13 protein-coding genes are annotated in these 15,532 nt (G+C 56.6%); 5 read left to right on the top strand and 8 right to left on the bottom strand.

Annotated elements, in window-relative coordinates:
* Positions 1-77: 77 nt before the first annotated feature.
* On the top strand, positions 78-1,142 hold the full coding sequence (degS, locus tag GV764_RS05395; protein WP_161659238.1) for an outer membrane-stress sensor serine endopeptidase DegS: 1,065 nt from the start codon (positions 78-80) through the stop codon (positions 1,140-1,142).
* Positions 1,143-1,202: 60 nt separating this feature from the next.
* Here degS and mdh read toward each other — a convergent pair whose 3' ends face one another.
* Positions 1,203-2,141 (bottom strand): malate dehydrogenase, encoded by a 939-nt coding sequence (gene mdh, locus GV764_RS05390; RefSeq protein WP_125293001.1) that lies wholly within the window; start codon positions 2,139-2,141, stop codon positions 1,203-1,205.
* Positions 2,142-2,563: 422 nt separating this feature from the next.
* Between mdh and argR the strand changes: the two genes are divergently transcribed.
* The 3 genes from argR to yhcN (GV764_RS05375) all read left to right on the top strand — a co-directional run bounded on the left by argR (position 2,564) and on the right by yhcN (GV764_RS05375) (position 4,005).
* A complete protein-coding gene (argR, locus tag GV764_RS05385; RefSeq protein WP_125293000.1) occupies positions 2,564-3,034 on the top strand; it encodes a transcriptional regulator ArgR in 471 nt (156 codons plus the stop codon).
* Positions 3,035-3,380: 346 nt separating this feature from the next.
* Positions 3,381-3,644 (top strand): peroxide/acid stress response protein YhcN, encoded by a 264-nt coding sequence (gene yhcN / locus GV764_RS05380; protein WP_161659237.1) that lies wholly within the window; start codon positions 3,381-3,383, stop codon positions 3,642-3,644.
* Between the two features lie 94 nt (positions 3,645-3,738).
* A complete protein-coding gene (gene yhcN, locus GV764_RS05375; RefSeq protein WP_161659236.1) occupies positions 3,739-4,005 on the top strand; it encodes a peroxide/acid stress response protein YhcN in 267 nt (88 codons plus the stop codon).
* A 54-nt stretch (positions 4,006-4,059) separates the two neighbouring features.
* Here yhcN (GV764_RS05375) and GV764_RS05370 read toward each other — a convergent pair whose 3' ends face one another.
* The 5 genes from GV764_RS05370 to aaeX form a co-directional block, all read right to left on the bottom strand.
* Positions 4,060-4,338: a barstar family protein gene (locus GV764_RS05370; protein ID WP_125292997.1), complete on the bottom strand. Its 279-nt coding sequence runs from the start codon at positions 4,336-4,338 to the stop codon at positions 4,060-4,062.
* 29 nt (positions 4,339-4,367) lie between these two features.
* On the bottom strand, positions 4,368-5,822 hold the full coding sequence (locus GV764_RS05365; RefSeq protein WP_161659235.1) for an NAD-dependent succinate-semialdehyde dehydrogenase: 1,455 nt from the start codon (positions 5,820-5,822) through the stop codon (positions 4,368-4,370).
* Positions 5,823-5,923: 101 nt separating this feature from the next.
* The gene (gene aaeB / locus GV764_RS05360; RefSeq protein ID WP_161659234.1) at positions 5,924-7,891 is read right to left on the bottom strand and encodes a p-hydroxybenzoic acid efflux pump subunit AaeB; all 1,968 of its coding nucleotides are present in this window, start codon (positions 7,889-7,891) and stop codon (positions 5,924-5,926) included.
* 4 nt (positions 7,892-7,895) lie between these two features.
* On the bottom strand, positions 7,896-8,828 hold the full coding sequence (gene aaeA / locus GV764_RS05355; RefSeq protein ID WP_161659233.1) for a p-hydroxybenzoic acid efflux pump subunit AaeA: 933 nt from the start codon (positions 8,826-8,828) through the stop codon (positions 7,896-7,898).
* A 7-nt stretch (positions 8,829-8,835) separates the two neighbouring features.
* A complete protein-coding gene (gene aaeX, locus GV764_RS05350) occupies positions 8,836-9,039 on the bottom strand; it encodes a p-hydroxybenzoic acid efflux pump operon protein AaeX (RefSeq protein WP_161659232.1) in 204 nt (67 codons plus the stop codon).
* Between the two features lie 171 nt (positions 9,040-9,210).
* Between aaeX and aaeR the strand changes: the two genes are divergently transcribed.
* On the top strand, positions 9,211-10,143 hold the full coding sequence (aaeR, locus tag GV764_RS05345) for an HTH-type transcriptional activator AaeR (RefSeq protein WP_161659231.1): 933 nt from the start codon (positions 9,211-9,213) through the stop codon (positions 10,141-10,143).
* A 38-nt stretch (positions 10,144-10,181) separates the two neighbouring features.
* Here aaeR and tldD read toward each other — a convergent pair whose 3' ends face one another.
* Positions 10,182-11,627 carry a metalloprotease TldD gene (gene tldD / locus GV764_RS05340; protein ID WP_161659230.1) on the bottom strand — a complete coding sequence of 482 codons (1,446 nt, stop codon included), beginning with the start codon at positions 11,625-11,627 and terminating at the stop codon, positions 10,182-10,184.
* A 64-nt stretch (positions 11,628-11,691) separates the two neighbouring features.
* Positions 11,692-15,489 (bottom strand): AsmA2 domain-containing protein YhdP, encoded by a 3,798-nt coding sequence (gene yhdP / locus GV764_RS05335; protein WP_161659229.1) that lies wholly within the window; start codon positions 15,487-15,489, stop codon positions 11,692-11,694.
* Between the last annotated feature and the right edge of the window lie 43 nt (positions 15,490-15,532).

Raw genomic sequence — 15,532 nt, 5'->3', positions numbered from 1 at the left:
ACATCACACCGGCGCGTGTGATGTCCGCTAATCTCATGGTATGCTGCCCCGGTCTCCCTGCTAACTAACGTTTACCCATGTTTCTGAAGCTTTTACGGCCCGTCTTTCTTGGACTGATTGTCGCTGCGCTTTTGCTGGCGTTGATGCCGTCATTACGCAAAAACGACGCCGAATTGACGCCTGCGTATAACAGCGCAGATGACACCCCGCTGAGCTATAACTCGGCGGTGCGCCGCGCCGCGCCTGCGGTGGTGAATGTCTATAATCGCGGCGTCAGCAACGGTGGGCGTAATCAGCTTGAAATCCGCACCCTGGGTTCCGGGGTGATCATGGATCAGCGCGGCTATATCCTCACCAATAAACACGTGATTAACGATGCCGACCAGATCATCGTCGCGTTGCAGGATGGACGGGTATTTGAAGCGCTGCTGGTCGGCTCTGACAGCCTGACCGATCTGGCGGTGTTAAAAATCAACGCCACCTCGCTGCCGATTATTCCCATCAACGGCAAACGCATGCCGCATATCGGCGACGTGGTGATGGCGATTGGCAACCCCTACAACCTCGGCCAGACTATTACCCAGGGGATTATCAGCGCCACCGGGCGTATTGGCCTTAATCCGTCTGGTCGACAAAGTTTTTTGCAAACCGATGCGTCGATTAACCACGGCAACTCCGGTGGTGCGCTGGTCAACTCGCTCGGTGAGTTAATGGGCATCAATACGCTGTCGTTTGATAAAAGCAACGACGGCGAAACGCCGGAAGGGATCGGCTTCGCTATCCCTACTCAACTGGCGACTAAAATTATGGACAAACTGATCCGCGATGGCCGCGTTATTCGTGGCTATATCGGTATTGGCGGGAGGGAAATCTCGCCGATGCACGCCCCAGCGGCAGGCATCGATCAGATCCAGGGAATCATCGTTAATGAGGTGACCCCGGACGGCCCGGCAGCGCATGCCGGTATTCAGGTCAACGACGTGATCGTCTCGGTAAACAACAAACCCGCCCTTTCGGCGCTGGAAACCATGGACCAGGTGGCGGAAATTCGCCCTGGCTCGGTGATCCCGGTGGTGGTGATGCGTGATGATAAAAAACTCACGCTCCAGGTCACCATTCAGGAATACCCGGCAACCAACTGACAGGCGAAAAAAAACCGGAACTGATGTTCCGGTTTTGCTTTCTGAACCCGCGACGATGACTTATTTGTTAACGAATTCTTCGCCCAGGGTGATGTCTTTTTTCAGGGTATCGAGCATACCTTCCAGCGCCTGCTGTTCAAACGCGCTCAGGGTGCCGATGCTCTGGCGCTCTTCAATACCGTTTTTACCCAGCAGCAGCGGCTGAGAGAAGAAGCGCGCATGTTCGCCGTCGCCTTCAACATAGGCGCATTCCACCACGCCTTGTTCGCCCTGCATCGCGCGAACCAACGACAGGCCGAAACGTGCCGCCGCCTGGCCCATCGACAGCGTCGCCGATCCGCCACCCGCTTTGGCTTCAACCACTTCGGTGCCAGCATTCTGAATGCGTTTGGTCAGGTCAGCCACTTCCTGCTCGGAGAAGCTCACGCCCGGGATCTGGGACAGCAGCGGCAGAATGGTCACGCCAGAGTGGCCGCCAATGACCGGAACTTCAACGTCGGTCGGCTGTTTGCCTTTCAGTTCCGCCACAAAAGTGTTGGAGCGGATGATATCCAGCGTGGTTACGCCGAACAGTTTGTTCTTATCGTAAACGCCGGCTTTTTTCAGCACTTCTGCCGCAATGGCGACAGTGGTGTTAACCGGGTTAGTGATGATACCGATGCACGCTTTCGGACAGGTGGTCGCAATCTGCTGCACCAGGTTTTTCACGATGCCCGCGTTGACGTTAAACAGGTCAGAGCGATCCATACCCGGTTTACGCGCCACGCCTGCGGAAATCAGCACCACGTCCGCGCCTTCCAGCGCCGGCGTCGCGTCTTCGCCGGAGAAGCCTTTGATCTTCACCGCGGTCGGGATATGGCTTAAATCAACAGCGACGCCCGGGGTAACCGGCGCGATGTCGTAGAGGGAGAGTTCTGAACCTGAAGGCAGTTGGGTCTTGAGTAGAAGGGCAAGCGCCTGGCCAATACCACCGGCCGCGCCGAGGACTGCAACTTTCATCCTAAACTCCTTATTATGATTTGCAATTAAAGTGCCGTTACTCCTTGGATGGCGACCATGATGTTCCAGGGCGGAAGTCATTACAATCTTTTCACCTTCAGATTGAGAAGTCATACCGGCTCTTACTCGCACAGCCTTCACGCACGTCAGGAAAATAGCTGGATCGCTACCGGAGCAACATATCAACAGGCGGTTACATTACACCCTCTTTAATCATCAAAACAACATCAATTTTATAACATTTGATTTACTTAATGGCATATTTTCGAGTCGTGACGCAGGCATGTTCACCAATAACAAAATTTGATAAAATCCGCCGCTTTCATAACATTATTTCAGCCACATTTTCGGCCTGGCATTTGCATAAAAATTCAGATAAATGCATAATAATGTTGTTTCTTTCGCCAGATTGTAGGTGACCTATGCGCGGCTCGGCAAAACAAGAAGAATTAGTCAAAGCTTTCAAAGCGTTATTAAAGGAAGAGAAATTCAGCTCTCAGGGAGAGATTGTCCAGGCGTTGCAGGACGAAGGTTACGAGAACATTAACCAGTCCAAAGTTTCCCGCATGCTGACCAAATTCGGCGCGGTGCGTACCCGTAACGCTAAGATGGAGATGGTGTATTGCCTCCCGGCAGAACTGGGCGTCCCTACCACCTCCAGTCCGCTTAAAAATTTAGTGCTGGATATTGATTACAACAATGCGGTGGTCGTCATCCACACCAGCCCGGGCGCAGCGCAGCTGATCGCGCGCCTGCTCGATTCGTTGGGTAAAGCGGAAGGGATCCTGGGCACTATCGCCGGGGATGACACTATCTTTACTACCCCAGCGAAGGATTTCTCGGTGAAAGAACTGTACGAAGCCATTCTGGTACTGTTCGAACAAGAACTTTAAGCTCACACCTACCGCCGCGCCTGCGGCGGTTATCGCTTTTATTACCTCCCTGAAACACCCTCCCGCTGTCAAAAGTTACAACCTCATTACATCTCAATTAAAAAGCACAAATCATCAAATTCATTTATCTGTCTGATTTTACTGGCTTTGCATTTTTTAAAAGCACTAAAGGTGAATTTTTTATAACCACAGAGCATAAAAAGTCCGTTTCTGGAAACAAAGTTTCATTGTAAATAATTAGCGTGGTATTAATTTTTTCCGTGATTAGTGTATACTTAATTTTGTGATGAGGGTCACGAAATTAGACCCCAAAGATAAAGATAAGAAATACGACGAGGTAACGATCATGAAAATTAAATCAACCGTAGCAACGTTAAGCCTGCTTTCAATGCTCTCCTTTGGCGCTTTTGCCGCAACGTCTATCGATGCGCAACAGGCCCAGGGTCGTCAGTCACTCGGCACCGTCTCTGTCTCTTCCGTGACCAGCTCACCGATGGACATGAATGACATGCTCGACCAGAAAGCGCAGGAAAAAGGTGCCTCCGCCTACCGCGTTATCGAAGCGCATTCTGGCGACGAATGGCACGCCACTGCTGAGCTGTACAAATAAGCATTAGCCCTTTCACCTGCATACATTCATTCATGCTGTGGTCCGTACAGTGAGTTCGCCTGCTGACCACAGTAAAGCAAACGAGGAAACGACGATGAAAACAACATTTACCCTTGCCGCAGTAACTCTGGCTTCCCTGATGACTTTCGGTGCTAACGCTGCGGTACAGCAAGTTAGCGCACAGGATGCCCAAAACCTGCAATCCATGGGCACCATCTCTGTTGCCCAGCACGGCAGCTCGCCGATGGATATGCGTGAAGCGCTGGCTGAGAAAGCCGATCAGAAAGGCGCGTCGGCGTACCGCGTGATTGAAGCGCGTACCGGCGACACCTGGCACGCTACCGCAGAACTGTATAAGTAAGACCTCGTCGTCGTGTCCGACGACTTGCCCCAGTTCGCCTGGGGCTTTTTTCGGTCACGATGAATGGCGAATATTGAAGCGGAGTTGGCCTTCCAGCTCCTCTTCCGCTTCATCAAACAGCAAAATCAACGCCCCAAATCGCCGACGGTTTTCTTCCGATAAGTGAACGAACTCGATCTCCAGCGGCAACGGCAAATACCCCTCCGTCACCACCTCCCATAAACTGTCGAGATTATTCACCTGCTGCTTCGTCAGCCCAAACATCCGGGTAAAATCGCGATAAAAATCCGCCTGATCGGTGATTTCATCAAAGTCAAAAGTGTAAATTTGCATTGGTCGTCACCCATCAATGTGGTCACCGGTTACAGTCCGCCGATATGCAGAGTTTTCACTTCCAGATACTCCTCCAGCCCCAGCACCGATCCTTCGCGCCCCAGCCCCGACTCTTTCACGCCGCCGAACGGCCCAAGTTCGGTAGAAACCGCGCAGTCGTTTACGCCGATCATCCCGCTTTCCAGCTGCGAGGAGACGCGGAATGCCCGCTGGAGATTTTGAGTATAGAAGTAGGCGGCCAGGCCATACGGCGTGTTGTTGGCGCGCCTGATGGCCTCTTCTTCGCTGCTGAAGCGGAAGCAGGCAGCCAGCGGCCCGAAAGTCTCTTCCTGGGCGAGCTTCATGTCGTCTGTGGCGTCAATCAGCACCGTTGGTTGCCAGAAATTGCCGCCGAGTTCGTGTGCTTTACCGCCCGCCAGCACTTTCGCGCCTTTGGCGATGGCATCTTCCACGTGCTCGCGTACTTTATCCACACCCGCTTTCTCAATCAGCGGTCCGACAATCACGCCCTCGTCGAGGCCATTGCCGACTTTTAACTGCTTCACCGCCTCAGCCAGTTGATTGACGAAGCGGTCATAGACGCCATCCTGAATAAAAAAGCGGTTAACGCTGACGCACACCTGCCCGGCGTTGCGGAATTTATTGGCGATCGCGCCTTTCACCGCTGCATCGATATCCGCGTCGTCGAACACGATATACGGCGCATTGCCCCCTAACTCCATGGAGACTTTTTTCATGGTTTCCGCCGCGTTGCGCACCAGGGTTTTACCCACCGCCGTTGACCCGGTGAACGAAATTTTGCGTACTTCATGGCTCTCCATAATCGCATCGCTGATTTCCGGCGTCTTACCGGCTACGGCGTTAAGCACGCCATCCGGAATGCCCGCCTTTTTCGCCAGCGCCAGTAGAGCAAACGCGCACAGCGGGGTGTTATTGGCGGGTTTAATCACCCCGGTACAGCCCGCAGCCAGCGCCGGACCGAGTTTGCGGGTCAGCATCGCCATCGGGAAATTCCACGGAGTGATGGCCGCCACCACGCCCACCGGTTCGCGGGTCGCCAGGATGCGCGAGCCCGGCTTGGCTGGAGGAATAATTTCGCCGTTAGCGCGTTTCGCCTCTTCGGCGAACCACTGGATAAAACTGGCCGCATAGTCCACTTCGCCTTCCGCTTCTTTCAGCGGCTTACCCTGTTCCAGCGTCATTAACCGCGCCAGCCAGCTTTTGTTTTCGTTGATCAGTTCAAACCAGCGGTACAGCAAGGTGGAACGCTCTTTCGCCGTCTTTTCCCGCCAGGCCGGAAATGCCTTGCTGGCTGCTGCGATAGCGGCCTGCGTCTCTTTCTTACCCGCTTTTGCCACTTTGGCAATGACTTCACCCGTTGCCGGATTCAGTACGTCAAAGGTTTCGTCGGCCTGATGCCATTCGCCATTAACCAGATAGCCCGTCTGAAAGAATTCACTGTCCTGGAGTGCTTGTGTTGTCATCGTTTCCTCCTGATGGATGGTGCTTTTTTGGAACCTCGGCTAAGTATAGCTACAAAAAAACCGACGCCCGGGCGTCGGTTTCTCAGGCTGTGCGGCAGCCGTCAATGATCTGTCAGGGCATGCTGGTATTTTCGCAGCATCGCGATCAACCGCTTCACCGACTCGGTGACCGACAGCGGCGCCTCCCAGGCCTGCAACTTTTGCTGATAGATATCGAGCTCATCCAGCAACTGCAAAAACGTCTGACGGTGCTTATCATCGCTGGAGGCCGATACCACCCGGTCGGCGGTGCGGCGCAACTGGCGGTGAAACGCCGACAGATCGTCATTCACCGGGATCGGCGCATCGCGCAGCCGCTGGTGGGCGATGATAAAGTTCAGCGCCAGGCGAAACCTGGCAATATCGCCAGGAAATTTGCTGAGCAGCAAAAACAGCTGTTGATACAACGCCGGAAGATGATTCTCTTTGCGCCGCGCCTTATTGGTGGTCATTGCTGACACCGCCGCCAGCATAAACCGGTTGAGCAAGGTACGTCCGGTTTGCGCCTGAGAGTTATCGCGGATCAGCAGGATCACCATCATCGCCAGGAAGCAACCCACAATCTGGCCGAGGGCGCTGTCGAGAAAGCGGCTGAACTCAAAGGTCATCGGGTTATCCAGCACGATAATGTTGATGGTACTGGCCAGCGCGCCCAGCGAACCCAGCCGCCGCTTTTGCACTTCTATGCCGATAAAGAACCCGAGCAGCGCCAGGCTGATGCACAGCAGCAGCATGCTTTGCTGGGTCGCAGGTAGCACGATCAGGAAGTAAAACGCCCCGAGCGGCAGCGCCGCCAGCGTGCCCAGCAGGAAATCCAGCGACACCATCCGCGGGTTAGGCAAGCGCATCGCCAGCGCCGTCACCACGGCGATCATCACCATCGCGCCGCTGCCGGACGTCCAGCCGGTCCACAGCCAGAACAGCGTGCCGAGCATGCACGATACCGTGGTGCGCCAGAAGTTGATCATCGCGTGATGACGCTCTGCCGAGGCCGCTTTCACCACCACTTCGCCTTCGAGGATTTCTCCCTCCACGGCGCTGATGCGCGTGTTGCCGTTCACGCCGCGCTTCAGCAGCAGAAAGCGCGTCGCCGCGCCCACCCAGCTATAGATAGTGACCGGCGTGTCGCGCTCGCCGGTCCAGGCCAGCGCGCGACGAATAAACTTCAGGCGCTTATGGACATCCGCCACCGTTTCGACCGGCTCGCTGAAAAACGCGTGGTATTCCGGCGGCACCGCTTCCGGGCGGGTGTTCTGGATCAGCCAGGTTTCGCAGGCCTGGGTAATTAAGGTCAGGGAAAGCGTATTAATGGCCTTTAAACGTTGGTTGGCGCGCGCCCAGCGCGACGATTCCATATTCAGGTTGCTGCGCATCCCCTCCAGCGCCGTGGTGCGGCGCACCAGGTTGCCCCAGGCTTTATCCACTGCCTCGCTGTCGCCGTGGGCGATACACAGTTGCATCAGGCGATAGTGATCCACCAGCAGCGCATCCAGTTCGCGGTCGATTTCCTGCTTGATGGAGCGCGGGGAGAACAGCAGGTCGGCGGCAATGGCGCAGCAGATGCCGATTACAATCTCGCTACAGCGCTCTACCGCGAACTGCGGCGTCAGCAGCGGCTCGGCCTGAACGGTGATGACGATAATTAACGCGGTATAGCCCGCCAGCCCCCATGCATAGGAGTTCTCGACCTTAACCAGCGAGGAGATCCAGGTGCAAAAACCGGCCCAAATACAGCACACCATCAGCATCACGACCGGCGCGCGGATCATCGCAATGATAATAATCAGCGCGGCGATACTGCCAATAAAGGTCCCGACGATACGCAGCATCCCGCGATAGCGGATCGCCCCCGACCACGGCTCGCCGCCTGCGGCAAACGCCGGGCCTGCCGCCACAATCGCGGCGGTCAACACCGCCCAGCGCGGGGTTTCCAGCTGAAAATGGAAACCGATAAACAGTGCCAGCACGATGGCCGTCGCCAGTTTCAGCGCAAAACGAACGTGCTGCGGCGCGATAGAAAAAATACCCATGGGCTTAACCGAATTCGCGCAGGCGGTGCATCAGGCGATTAAACGGCGATGCGTTACGGTTATCCCGGTCGGTTTCGCCGGTGATCACCACGGTTGCGGTAGTCCCTGCCGGGAACAGATTGCCGATCTGCTCATCCAGGCGAATACGTACCGGCACGCGCTGGGCCAGACGCACCCATTCGAGGTTGGAATCCACCGACGCCATGCCTTTGCCGTCGTTGCTGCTGCTGGCGTTGGTGACGCCCGCCGCGACGCTATCCACGGTGCCGTGCAGCACGCGATTGCTGCCAAGCGGCGTGATTTCTGCGCGAAAGCCAGGGCGCACGCCTTCCAGCTTGGTCTCTTCCATATAGGCCAGCACATAGAATGAATGCTGCCTGACCAGCGCCACGGCGGTCGAACCGCGGGTGATAAACTCCCCGGCGTATACGTTGAGGTTGGTCACCCAGCCGTCAGCAGGCGCGCGGATCACGGTACGTTCTAAATCCAGCTTCGCCAGATCGCGGGTCGCTTGCGCGCGCGCCATCTGATGCAGCACGGTTTGCAGCACGTTGTTGGACTGGTCAATCTCTTCGCGCGACATTGCCTGGATGCCCAGTTTATTACGGCGTCCGGCTTCGCGGCGTTTTTCGGCGGCAAGCGCCTGGTAGTAAGCCACGTCCGCTTCGGCTTCTTCCAGCGCTTTTTGGTAGCGCGGCTGGTCGATGGTGAACAGCACCTGATCTTTTTTAACCAACTGGTTATCGTGAACCATTACCTGAGTAATCAGCCCGGCGACGTCAGGCGCGATAGCGACCACATCGGCGCTGAAACGCGCATCGCGCGTCCACGGCGATTCGGTGTAGTAAACCCAGGCACGAAAGATGGCGACGAAGGCCAGCGCAACCAGCACCAGCGTGATCGCCGTTCGGGATATTTTTCTTGTAAGTGCTTTCACATCAACCTCAGACAAATAAGCGCGATATCAGATAAAACAGACAGCAATACAGCGCGGTATTAAACAATGCCGGATGCCAGACAAAATCATAGATCCCTGTCGGGGTCAGCAAACGGCGCACCAGCCAGAAAATCGCCAGTGACAAAAGCAGCTCGAAGAATATCGGCGGAAAAGAGAGGCCGAAAACCACGATAACCGGAAATAAAGTCATACGAACCTTGATTAGCGTGCAGGCGAATAAGTGATGGATAACCGGGTGCACAAAGTCAGGAAGGACTGTGGACGCGTGCGGGTTAGTTACCTCGTTAATAATATATTAACGTAATTTATAATAAGTCATCTATCATATGTGATCTAAATCACTTTTCACTCAGAGTGAACAATGGAACGCCTGAAACGAATGTCAATTTTCGCGCGGGTTGTTGAGCAAGGCTCTTTTACCCGCGCCGCTAAACAGTTGGACATGAGCGTCTCGTCCATCAGCCAGACCGTGTCGAAGCTGGAGGATGAATTGCAGGTCAAACTGTTAAACCGCAGTACGCGCAGCATCGGGCTGACCGAGGCGGGAAAAATCTATTACCAGGGCTGCCGTAAAATGCTCCATGAAGTGCAATCGGTGCATGAGCAGCTCTACGCCTTTAACAACACGCCGATTGGCACCCTGCGCATTGGGTGTTCTTCAACTATGGCACAAAATGTCCTGGCGGGAATGACGGCGCAAATGTTACGTGAATATCCGGGGCTGACCGTTAATCTGGTGACGGGCATCCCGGCGCCGGATCTGATCGCCGACGGGCTGGACGTGGTGATCCGCGTCGGCGCGCTTCAGGATTCGAGCCTGTTTTCGAGACGGCTTGGCGCCATGCCGATGGTGGTGTGCGCGGCTAAATCCTATCTCGCCCGCTACGGCACGCCGGAGAAACCCTCGGATCTGGGCAATCATTCATGGCTGGAATACAGCGTGCGCCCGGACAACGAGTTTGAGCTGATCGCGCCGGAGGGCATCTCCACGCGCCTGATCCCGCAGGGACGTTTTGTTACCAACGATCCGATGACCTTGTCGCGCTGGCTGATTGAAGGTGCCGGTATCGCCTATGTGCCGTTGATGTGGGTGATCGACGAGATAAACCGGGGCAATCTGGAAATCCTGTTCCCGCGCTACCAGTCCGATCCGCGCCCGGTTTACGCGCTGTATACCGAACGGGATAAACTGCCGCTGAAGGTGCAGGTGTGCATTAATTATCTGACGGATTATTTCGCCGGGGTGGCGACGCTGTATCAGGAGAGGCGCTTCGGGAGTAAAGAGACGCGTTAATCAAACCCTCTCCGTTAAGAGAGGGTGTGCAGAAGAGATTACGCCGTACCGCCCACGGTCAGGCTATCGAGCTTCAGGGTTGGCTGGCCGACGCCAACCGGCAGGCTCTGGCCCTCTTTACCGCAGACGCCGACGCCGTTATCCAGTTTCAGATCGTTGCCGACCATGGAAATCTGCTGCATGGCTTCGATGCCGGAGCCGATCAGGGTCGCGCCTTTCACCGGCGTGGTCACTTTGCCTTTCTCGATCAGGTACGCTTCAGAGGTAGAGAACACGAACTTGCCAGAAGTGATATCCACCTGGCCACCGCCAAAGTTAGGCGCATAAATCCCGTACTCCACCGACTCAATAATTTCCTGCGGCGTGGATTTGCCCGCCAGCATATAGGTGTTGGTCATGCGCGGCATCGGCAGATGGGCATAGGATTCCCGACGACCGTTGCCGGTCGGCGCTACGCCCATCAGGCGCGCGTTGAGTTTATCCTGCATATAGCCTTTGAGAATGCCGTTTTCGATCAGCACGTTGTACTGGCCCGGCACGCCTTCGTCATCAATGGCCACCGAACCACGGCGCGAAGCCATAGTACCGTCGTCCACCACGGTGCAGAGTTCCGACGCCACCCGCTGACCCATCTGGCCGCTGAAGACGGAAGTGCCGCGACGGTTAAAGTCGCCTTCCAGACCATGACCCACCGCTTCGTGCAGCAGTACGCCCGGCCAGCCTGCGCCTAACACCACCGGTAGCGTGCCCGCTGGCGCGGCAACCGCGGAAAGATTGACCAGCGCCATGCGTACCGCTTCTTTCGCCCAGGCATCGGCACGCACGTCGCCGTCTGATTGTTCGAGGAACCACTCATAGCCAAAACGGCCGCCGCCGCCGGCGGAACCGCGCTCGCGCTTGCCGTCCTGTTCAACCTGCACGCTGACCGACAGACGTACCAGCGGGCGCACATCCGCCGCCAGCGTGCCGTCGGTCGCGGCCACTAAAATCAGTTCATAGACGCCGGTCAGGCTGGCATTCACTTCCTGCACGCGGGCGTCTGCCGCACGGGCCACGCTGTCGACGCGTTTCAGAATATCGAGCTTCTCTTCACGAGTCAGGCTTTGCAGCGGATCCAGCGAGGTATACAGCGCTTTATTCGCTACTGCGCCCAGGGTCTGCACCCGGCCATCGCCTTGCTCGCGCACAATACTGCGCGCCGCATGAGCGCTTTGTTCCAAAGCCAGCAGGCTGACCTGGTCCGCATAGGCAAACCCGGTTTTCTCGCCGCTCACGGCGCGTACACCCACGCCCTGGTCGATATTGTAAGAGCCATCTTTGATGATGCGGTCTTCCAGCACCCAGGATTCGTGATAGCTCGACTGGAAATACAGATCCCCGTAATCCACCCGGCGTTCGGCCAGTTGACCGAGGATGGAAAACAGATCTTGATGGTTCAGGCCATTCGCAGACAATAACTGCTCAGTTACCAGGTTCAGACTCATCGGTACGCTACTCTTCTGGGGATTCATAATATCGAGCTTGCGGCAATTCATTGATGCCGTCAAATCATTGCGCCTTCCCGGCGCGGGGTTCGCGCAGCACTTCGTTAATCTGCGGCTTATCAAGCGGGCCGGAGATATGGTAACGCAGCACGGAGATTTTACTCCACAGCGGGCCAAGCACCTTACTGGCGGCAAATACCGCTGCGCCAACAATCGGGTTGACCACGAAGGCCGTGGCGACGCCTACGGTGGCGGAAATTTCCGGCGCGATAATGGCTTCCATATCCAGACGGCGGCGCGCCAGGTCAACCGAGCCTTTCATGGCGATGTCCGCTTCCAGGCCATCCACCAGCGTATCGTCGGTGTGTAATACGCCCTCTTTAATCCACGCGGTACTGCGAATGGAGTCAAAGTAGAACCCGTCGCCAAAGGTATCGCTGAAGTCGAGACGCAACTTACGCAGCAGGGCGTCAAAGCTCATCAGGCGCAGCAGTTGCCCGGCATGGCCGGTGTCGACATCTGCGATTTGTCCTTTGCCGAGACGGGCATGCAAAATGCCATTGAGCGTTGCTTCATCCGGTTTCCAGGGCATATCCCGCCAGTGGAGATCGTAATCCAGATCGAAAGACGAGCCCTGAATCGGCGTGGAGACGCCAAAGAAATTGGTCGCGGCGTCGATCTTCTTGCCTTTCAGAGTGCCTTTTAGCGAGGTGCGCGGCTCGGTGATGCGGTTTACCCATTCGCCCTCAGCGGTGAGCTTTGCGAAGCCGGTGTCGACCACGCCGTGTGATAATGTCAGCGTATCGCCCGAAATAGCAACGTCGCCGTCGATGCGACCATATTTCTGGCCCCACAGCCAGCACTCCGCGCAGCGCAGCTGCACATCAGGCCAGCCGCTGAAATCAATGCGCTGGTCAGGTATCGGGCTGGCAGGCGCTTTGGCGTCGGTGACTGCGCTCCACACCGGATTGAAATAGAGGTATTTGATTTCAGCCAGCCACGGGCCTGTTTTATTCATTGCCAGCGAACCGTTGATTTCCCGGCCCTGCACCGAGACGTCATTCCCCCGGAACCCGCTGCGGGAAATAATGCTGACGTTATTCCACTGCTGTCCGCCCAGCGTCAGCGCCGGGGTGCGTAGGGTGACATGATCCGGGAACTGCGTGGCGTTGCTGACGTCATCCGCCGCCCCTTTCTGGAACAGCCCCAGCCACTCCGCGCCGTCCAGTGCCGGGAGATTAAGTTCAACGCCCGCCTGATCCGGCAATGGCGGTAAGGTTTTGCTGTCAGAAACCCAGATGCCGCGATCGAGAGTGAGTTTATTGCCCAGCAGCCAGCGGCTGTTAAAACGATGCCCGTCGCCCGCATTGCCCGTGAGGTTGAATCCACGCAGATCGCCTTTAACGTTTACCGTCAGAGGCAAAGGCTCTCCGGCGTCCTTACTTGCAGGAGAAGGTAAGCGACTGCTCACTTCTTTTAAATCGCTCTTCACCGCGACGTCATACTGCGCGCTGCCTTTATAGGGCAGCGTGATGCCGACTTTGCCCTGCCAGGGCATGCGGCCAGCCAGCGCGTCGTTGATCGGTTTCGGCAACAGTCCGGTACGCGTCGGCTGCCAGTTGGCATCCAGATTGATACCAACCTGATAGGCTTTATCGCCCTGCCTGGTGTTGAAATCCAGATTTAGCGGCTGATTGAACCAGGTGGCGCGCATCGGTTCGCTTTGCAGATCGCCATTCACGAAACTGAATTTTCCGCTCAGGTTATGTACGGTACTGTCGAGGGGCTTGATAAACAGCGTGTTATCGTCCAGTACCACATCGCCTTTCGCCGTCACCTGCTCGCCGGTAAACGGAATATCGAGATGTAAGCGAGCATTCACATCGCCATCGAGCTGGAGTTCATCCAGCGCAGCGCCCAGTGAATCATCCAGCGGCGTCTCGTTAAAATAGGGTCCAACCGCCTTGCCCGGCCCGGAAATGTCGGCATCGATCAGCAGTTTTTCTTTGGCGTAATCGGGGATGTTGGCGGTAATGTTGCGCCCTTTTACGCCGCCCAGCATGGCTTCCGGTGATTTCATCCACAGACCGTCATTGATAAAGTCGAGTTCGACATCAATGCCCTTCAGCGCAGGCCAGTCGGGCTGGAAGGCATAGGTGGCGTTACGTACCGGCACCAGCACTTCAAACTGGCCTTCGTTTTTATAATACGGGAACAGCTTCGGATTGCCGCCGTAGACCAGTGTGGCGTTGTCAGCCTGACCGCCCTGGATCGCGCCGCTCAGGTAATCCACCAGATGCTTGCCCATCAGGTTTTCCGGGAAGTAGCGCCACGCCTGGGATGCGTCGTCGGTGCTAATGCCCGCGAGGATCGCCAGCCACGGCTCGTCGCCGACCGGTTGCTGGTAGCGGAAGTCGCCCCGCGCGTGGACCGCCGTGGCTTTAACATCAATATCTTTACCATCCAGCGTCAGCCCTTCGGCATCTTTGCGCCATTCCAGCGTCGCCCGGCCATCGGCAATTTCCAGCGGCGCGCGGAATACCCCTTCATACGGCATCTTCGCCTGTTTCATGCTGGCGGTAACGCGACCATTTTCCACACTACCGGAAAGGGTGCCGGAGAAATTCTCCGCGCCCGGCATCAGCTTCCACTGATTCCAGGAGAGGTTGTCCCACTCGCCCTGGAAACGGGTTTTCTCGGTGGCCTGCAACGGGATATCCAGCGCCAGGGTGTTGAGATGCCCCCTGGGACGCAGGGTATTCCATACCTCGCCAAAAGAAGGAGAGAGTTTGGTCGTTATCGGGATCAGACCATTCAGTCCCTGGAGTTCAAGGTTATTGGCCCGGATGCGCAGCTCGTCGCTGGACTTGCGGTCCACGCCGCCGACTTGCTGGCCTGGCAGCCATGCAAGGGTTAATGCGCCAGCGGGCCAGGGCGTATCGTCAATGGAAATATTGGTGCGCGGAATATCCAACTGCCAGCCCTCACCCTCTTTACGCAGGTGAGCGGTCAGGTTATCCACCTGCAAATGATGCGGCTGGCTGTCGCCCTGCCAGGACGCGCCGCCGCGCTTCAGCCAGACGTCCCCGTCGGCGATATCGCCTTTGCGAATGTTCATCCAGGCGGCAAGGCTGAACTGCGCAGTGGAAAGCGAGACGTTATCGGTCATCCACCGGCCCAGCCAGGGTTTAACATCCACATCGTCGGCCTGGAGCCAGATGGTGCCGGTGCTCAGCAGGCCTTCATCATCACGCAGGTCCATACGCAGTTGCATAGTGCCATGCTGGCCGGTCAGGCTGGAGAGGCTGATTAACCCTTCCGCACGGTGACGATCCCGGCCATTAAGCCAGGTCAGCCTGGGGACGGCCAGTTCGGCGCGCTGGCCGGACAGGGTGATAAAGCTGATATTGCTGTCGCGCAGATCAAACTGATCGAACTGGCGCAGAAACAGATCGCTGATTTTGTTGGCCGGGATCGGCTCTCCGCTTTCACTCGGGGTAAAAGGGGTATTGGTGCGGATATTCAGCTGATAAAACGTCAGATCGCGAAACTGCCAGCGCGCATGAAGCAGGCTCTGCCATACGTCCAGCGCCAGAGTGACGCGTTTCACCGTGAGTTCGCCGCCCTCTTTCAGGCCCGCTTTAATATCGCGAACTTCCAGGGTCGGACCAAAATTTTGCCAGGAGGCCTGAAGATAGCTGGCGTCCACCGGCGCGCCAGTGGCGGCGCTGATTTTCTCAAGCAGCGCGGGACGCCAGGTATTGAGATGCGGCAGAGCCAGACGCAACCCGCTCACCAGCAGGGCGACAATCACGACCAGCGTTGCGCCTGTGAGTAACAGTATGCCCGGCAGTCGCCTCACATTCCTCTCCTTGTCATCCGCCACCGCGGAGCGTAGGTTACCT

The sequence above is a fragment of the Atlantibacter hermannii genome (genome assembly GCF_009907385.1).
In the GTDB taxonomy this organism is placed as follows: Bacteria; Pseudomonadota; Gammaproteobacteria; order Enterobacterales; family Enterobacteriaceae; genus Atlantibacter; species Atlantibacter hermannii_A.
The sequence above is the reverse complement of the archived record's forward strand: the minus strand, read 5'-3'. Positions and strand labels throughout refer to the sequence as shown.

What these genes read in the sequence shown, in the direction of transcription:
- degS (WP_161659238.1), top strand. Translation starts at nt 78, where the DNA reads ATGTTTCTGAAGCTTTTACGGCCCGTCTTTCTTGGACTGATTGTCGCT.
- aaeB (WP_161659234.1), bottom strand. Translation starts at nt 7,891, where the DNA reads ATGGGTATTTTTTCTATCGCGCCGCAGCACGTTCGTTTTGCGCTGAAA.
- yhcN (WP_161659236.1), top strand. Translation starts at nt 3,739, where the DNA reads ATGAAAACAACATTTACCCTTGCCGCAGTAACTCTGGCTTCCCTGATG.
- aaeX (WP_161659232.1), bottom strand. Translation starts at nt 9,039, where the DNA reads ATGACTTTATTTCCGGTTATCGTGGTTTTCGGCCTCTCTTTTCCGCCG.
- mdh (WP_125293001.1), bottom strand. Translation starts at nt 2,141, where the DNA reads ATGAAAGTTGCAGTCCTCGGCGCGGCCGGTGGTATTGGCCAGGCGCTT.
- tldD (WP_161659230.1), bottom strand. Translation starts at nt 11,627, where the DNA reads ATGAGTCTGAACCTGGTAACTGAGCAGTTATTGTCTGCGAATGGCCTG.
- GV764_RS05370 (WP_125292997.1), bottom strand. Translation starts at nt 4,338, where the DNA reads ATGCAAATTTACACTTTTGACTTTGATGAAATCACCGATCAGGCGGAT.
- argR (WP_125293000.1), top strand. Translation starts at nt 2,564, where the DNA reads ATGCGCGGCTCGGCAAAACAAGAAGAATTAGTCAAAGCTTTCAAAGCG.
- yhcN (WP_161659237.1), top strand. Translation starts at nt 3,381, where the DNA reads ATGAAAATTAAATCAACCGTAGCAACGTTAAGCCTGCTTTCAATGCTC.
- aaeR (WP_161659231.1), top strand. Translation starts at nt 9,211, where the DNA reads ATGGAACGCCTGAAACGAATGTCAATTTTCGCGCGGGTTGTTGAGCAA.
- GV764_RS05365 (WP_161659235.1), bottom strand. Translation starts at nt 5,822, where the DNA reads ATGACAACACAAGCACTCCAGGACAGTGAATTCTTTCAGACGGGCTAT.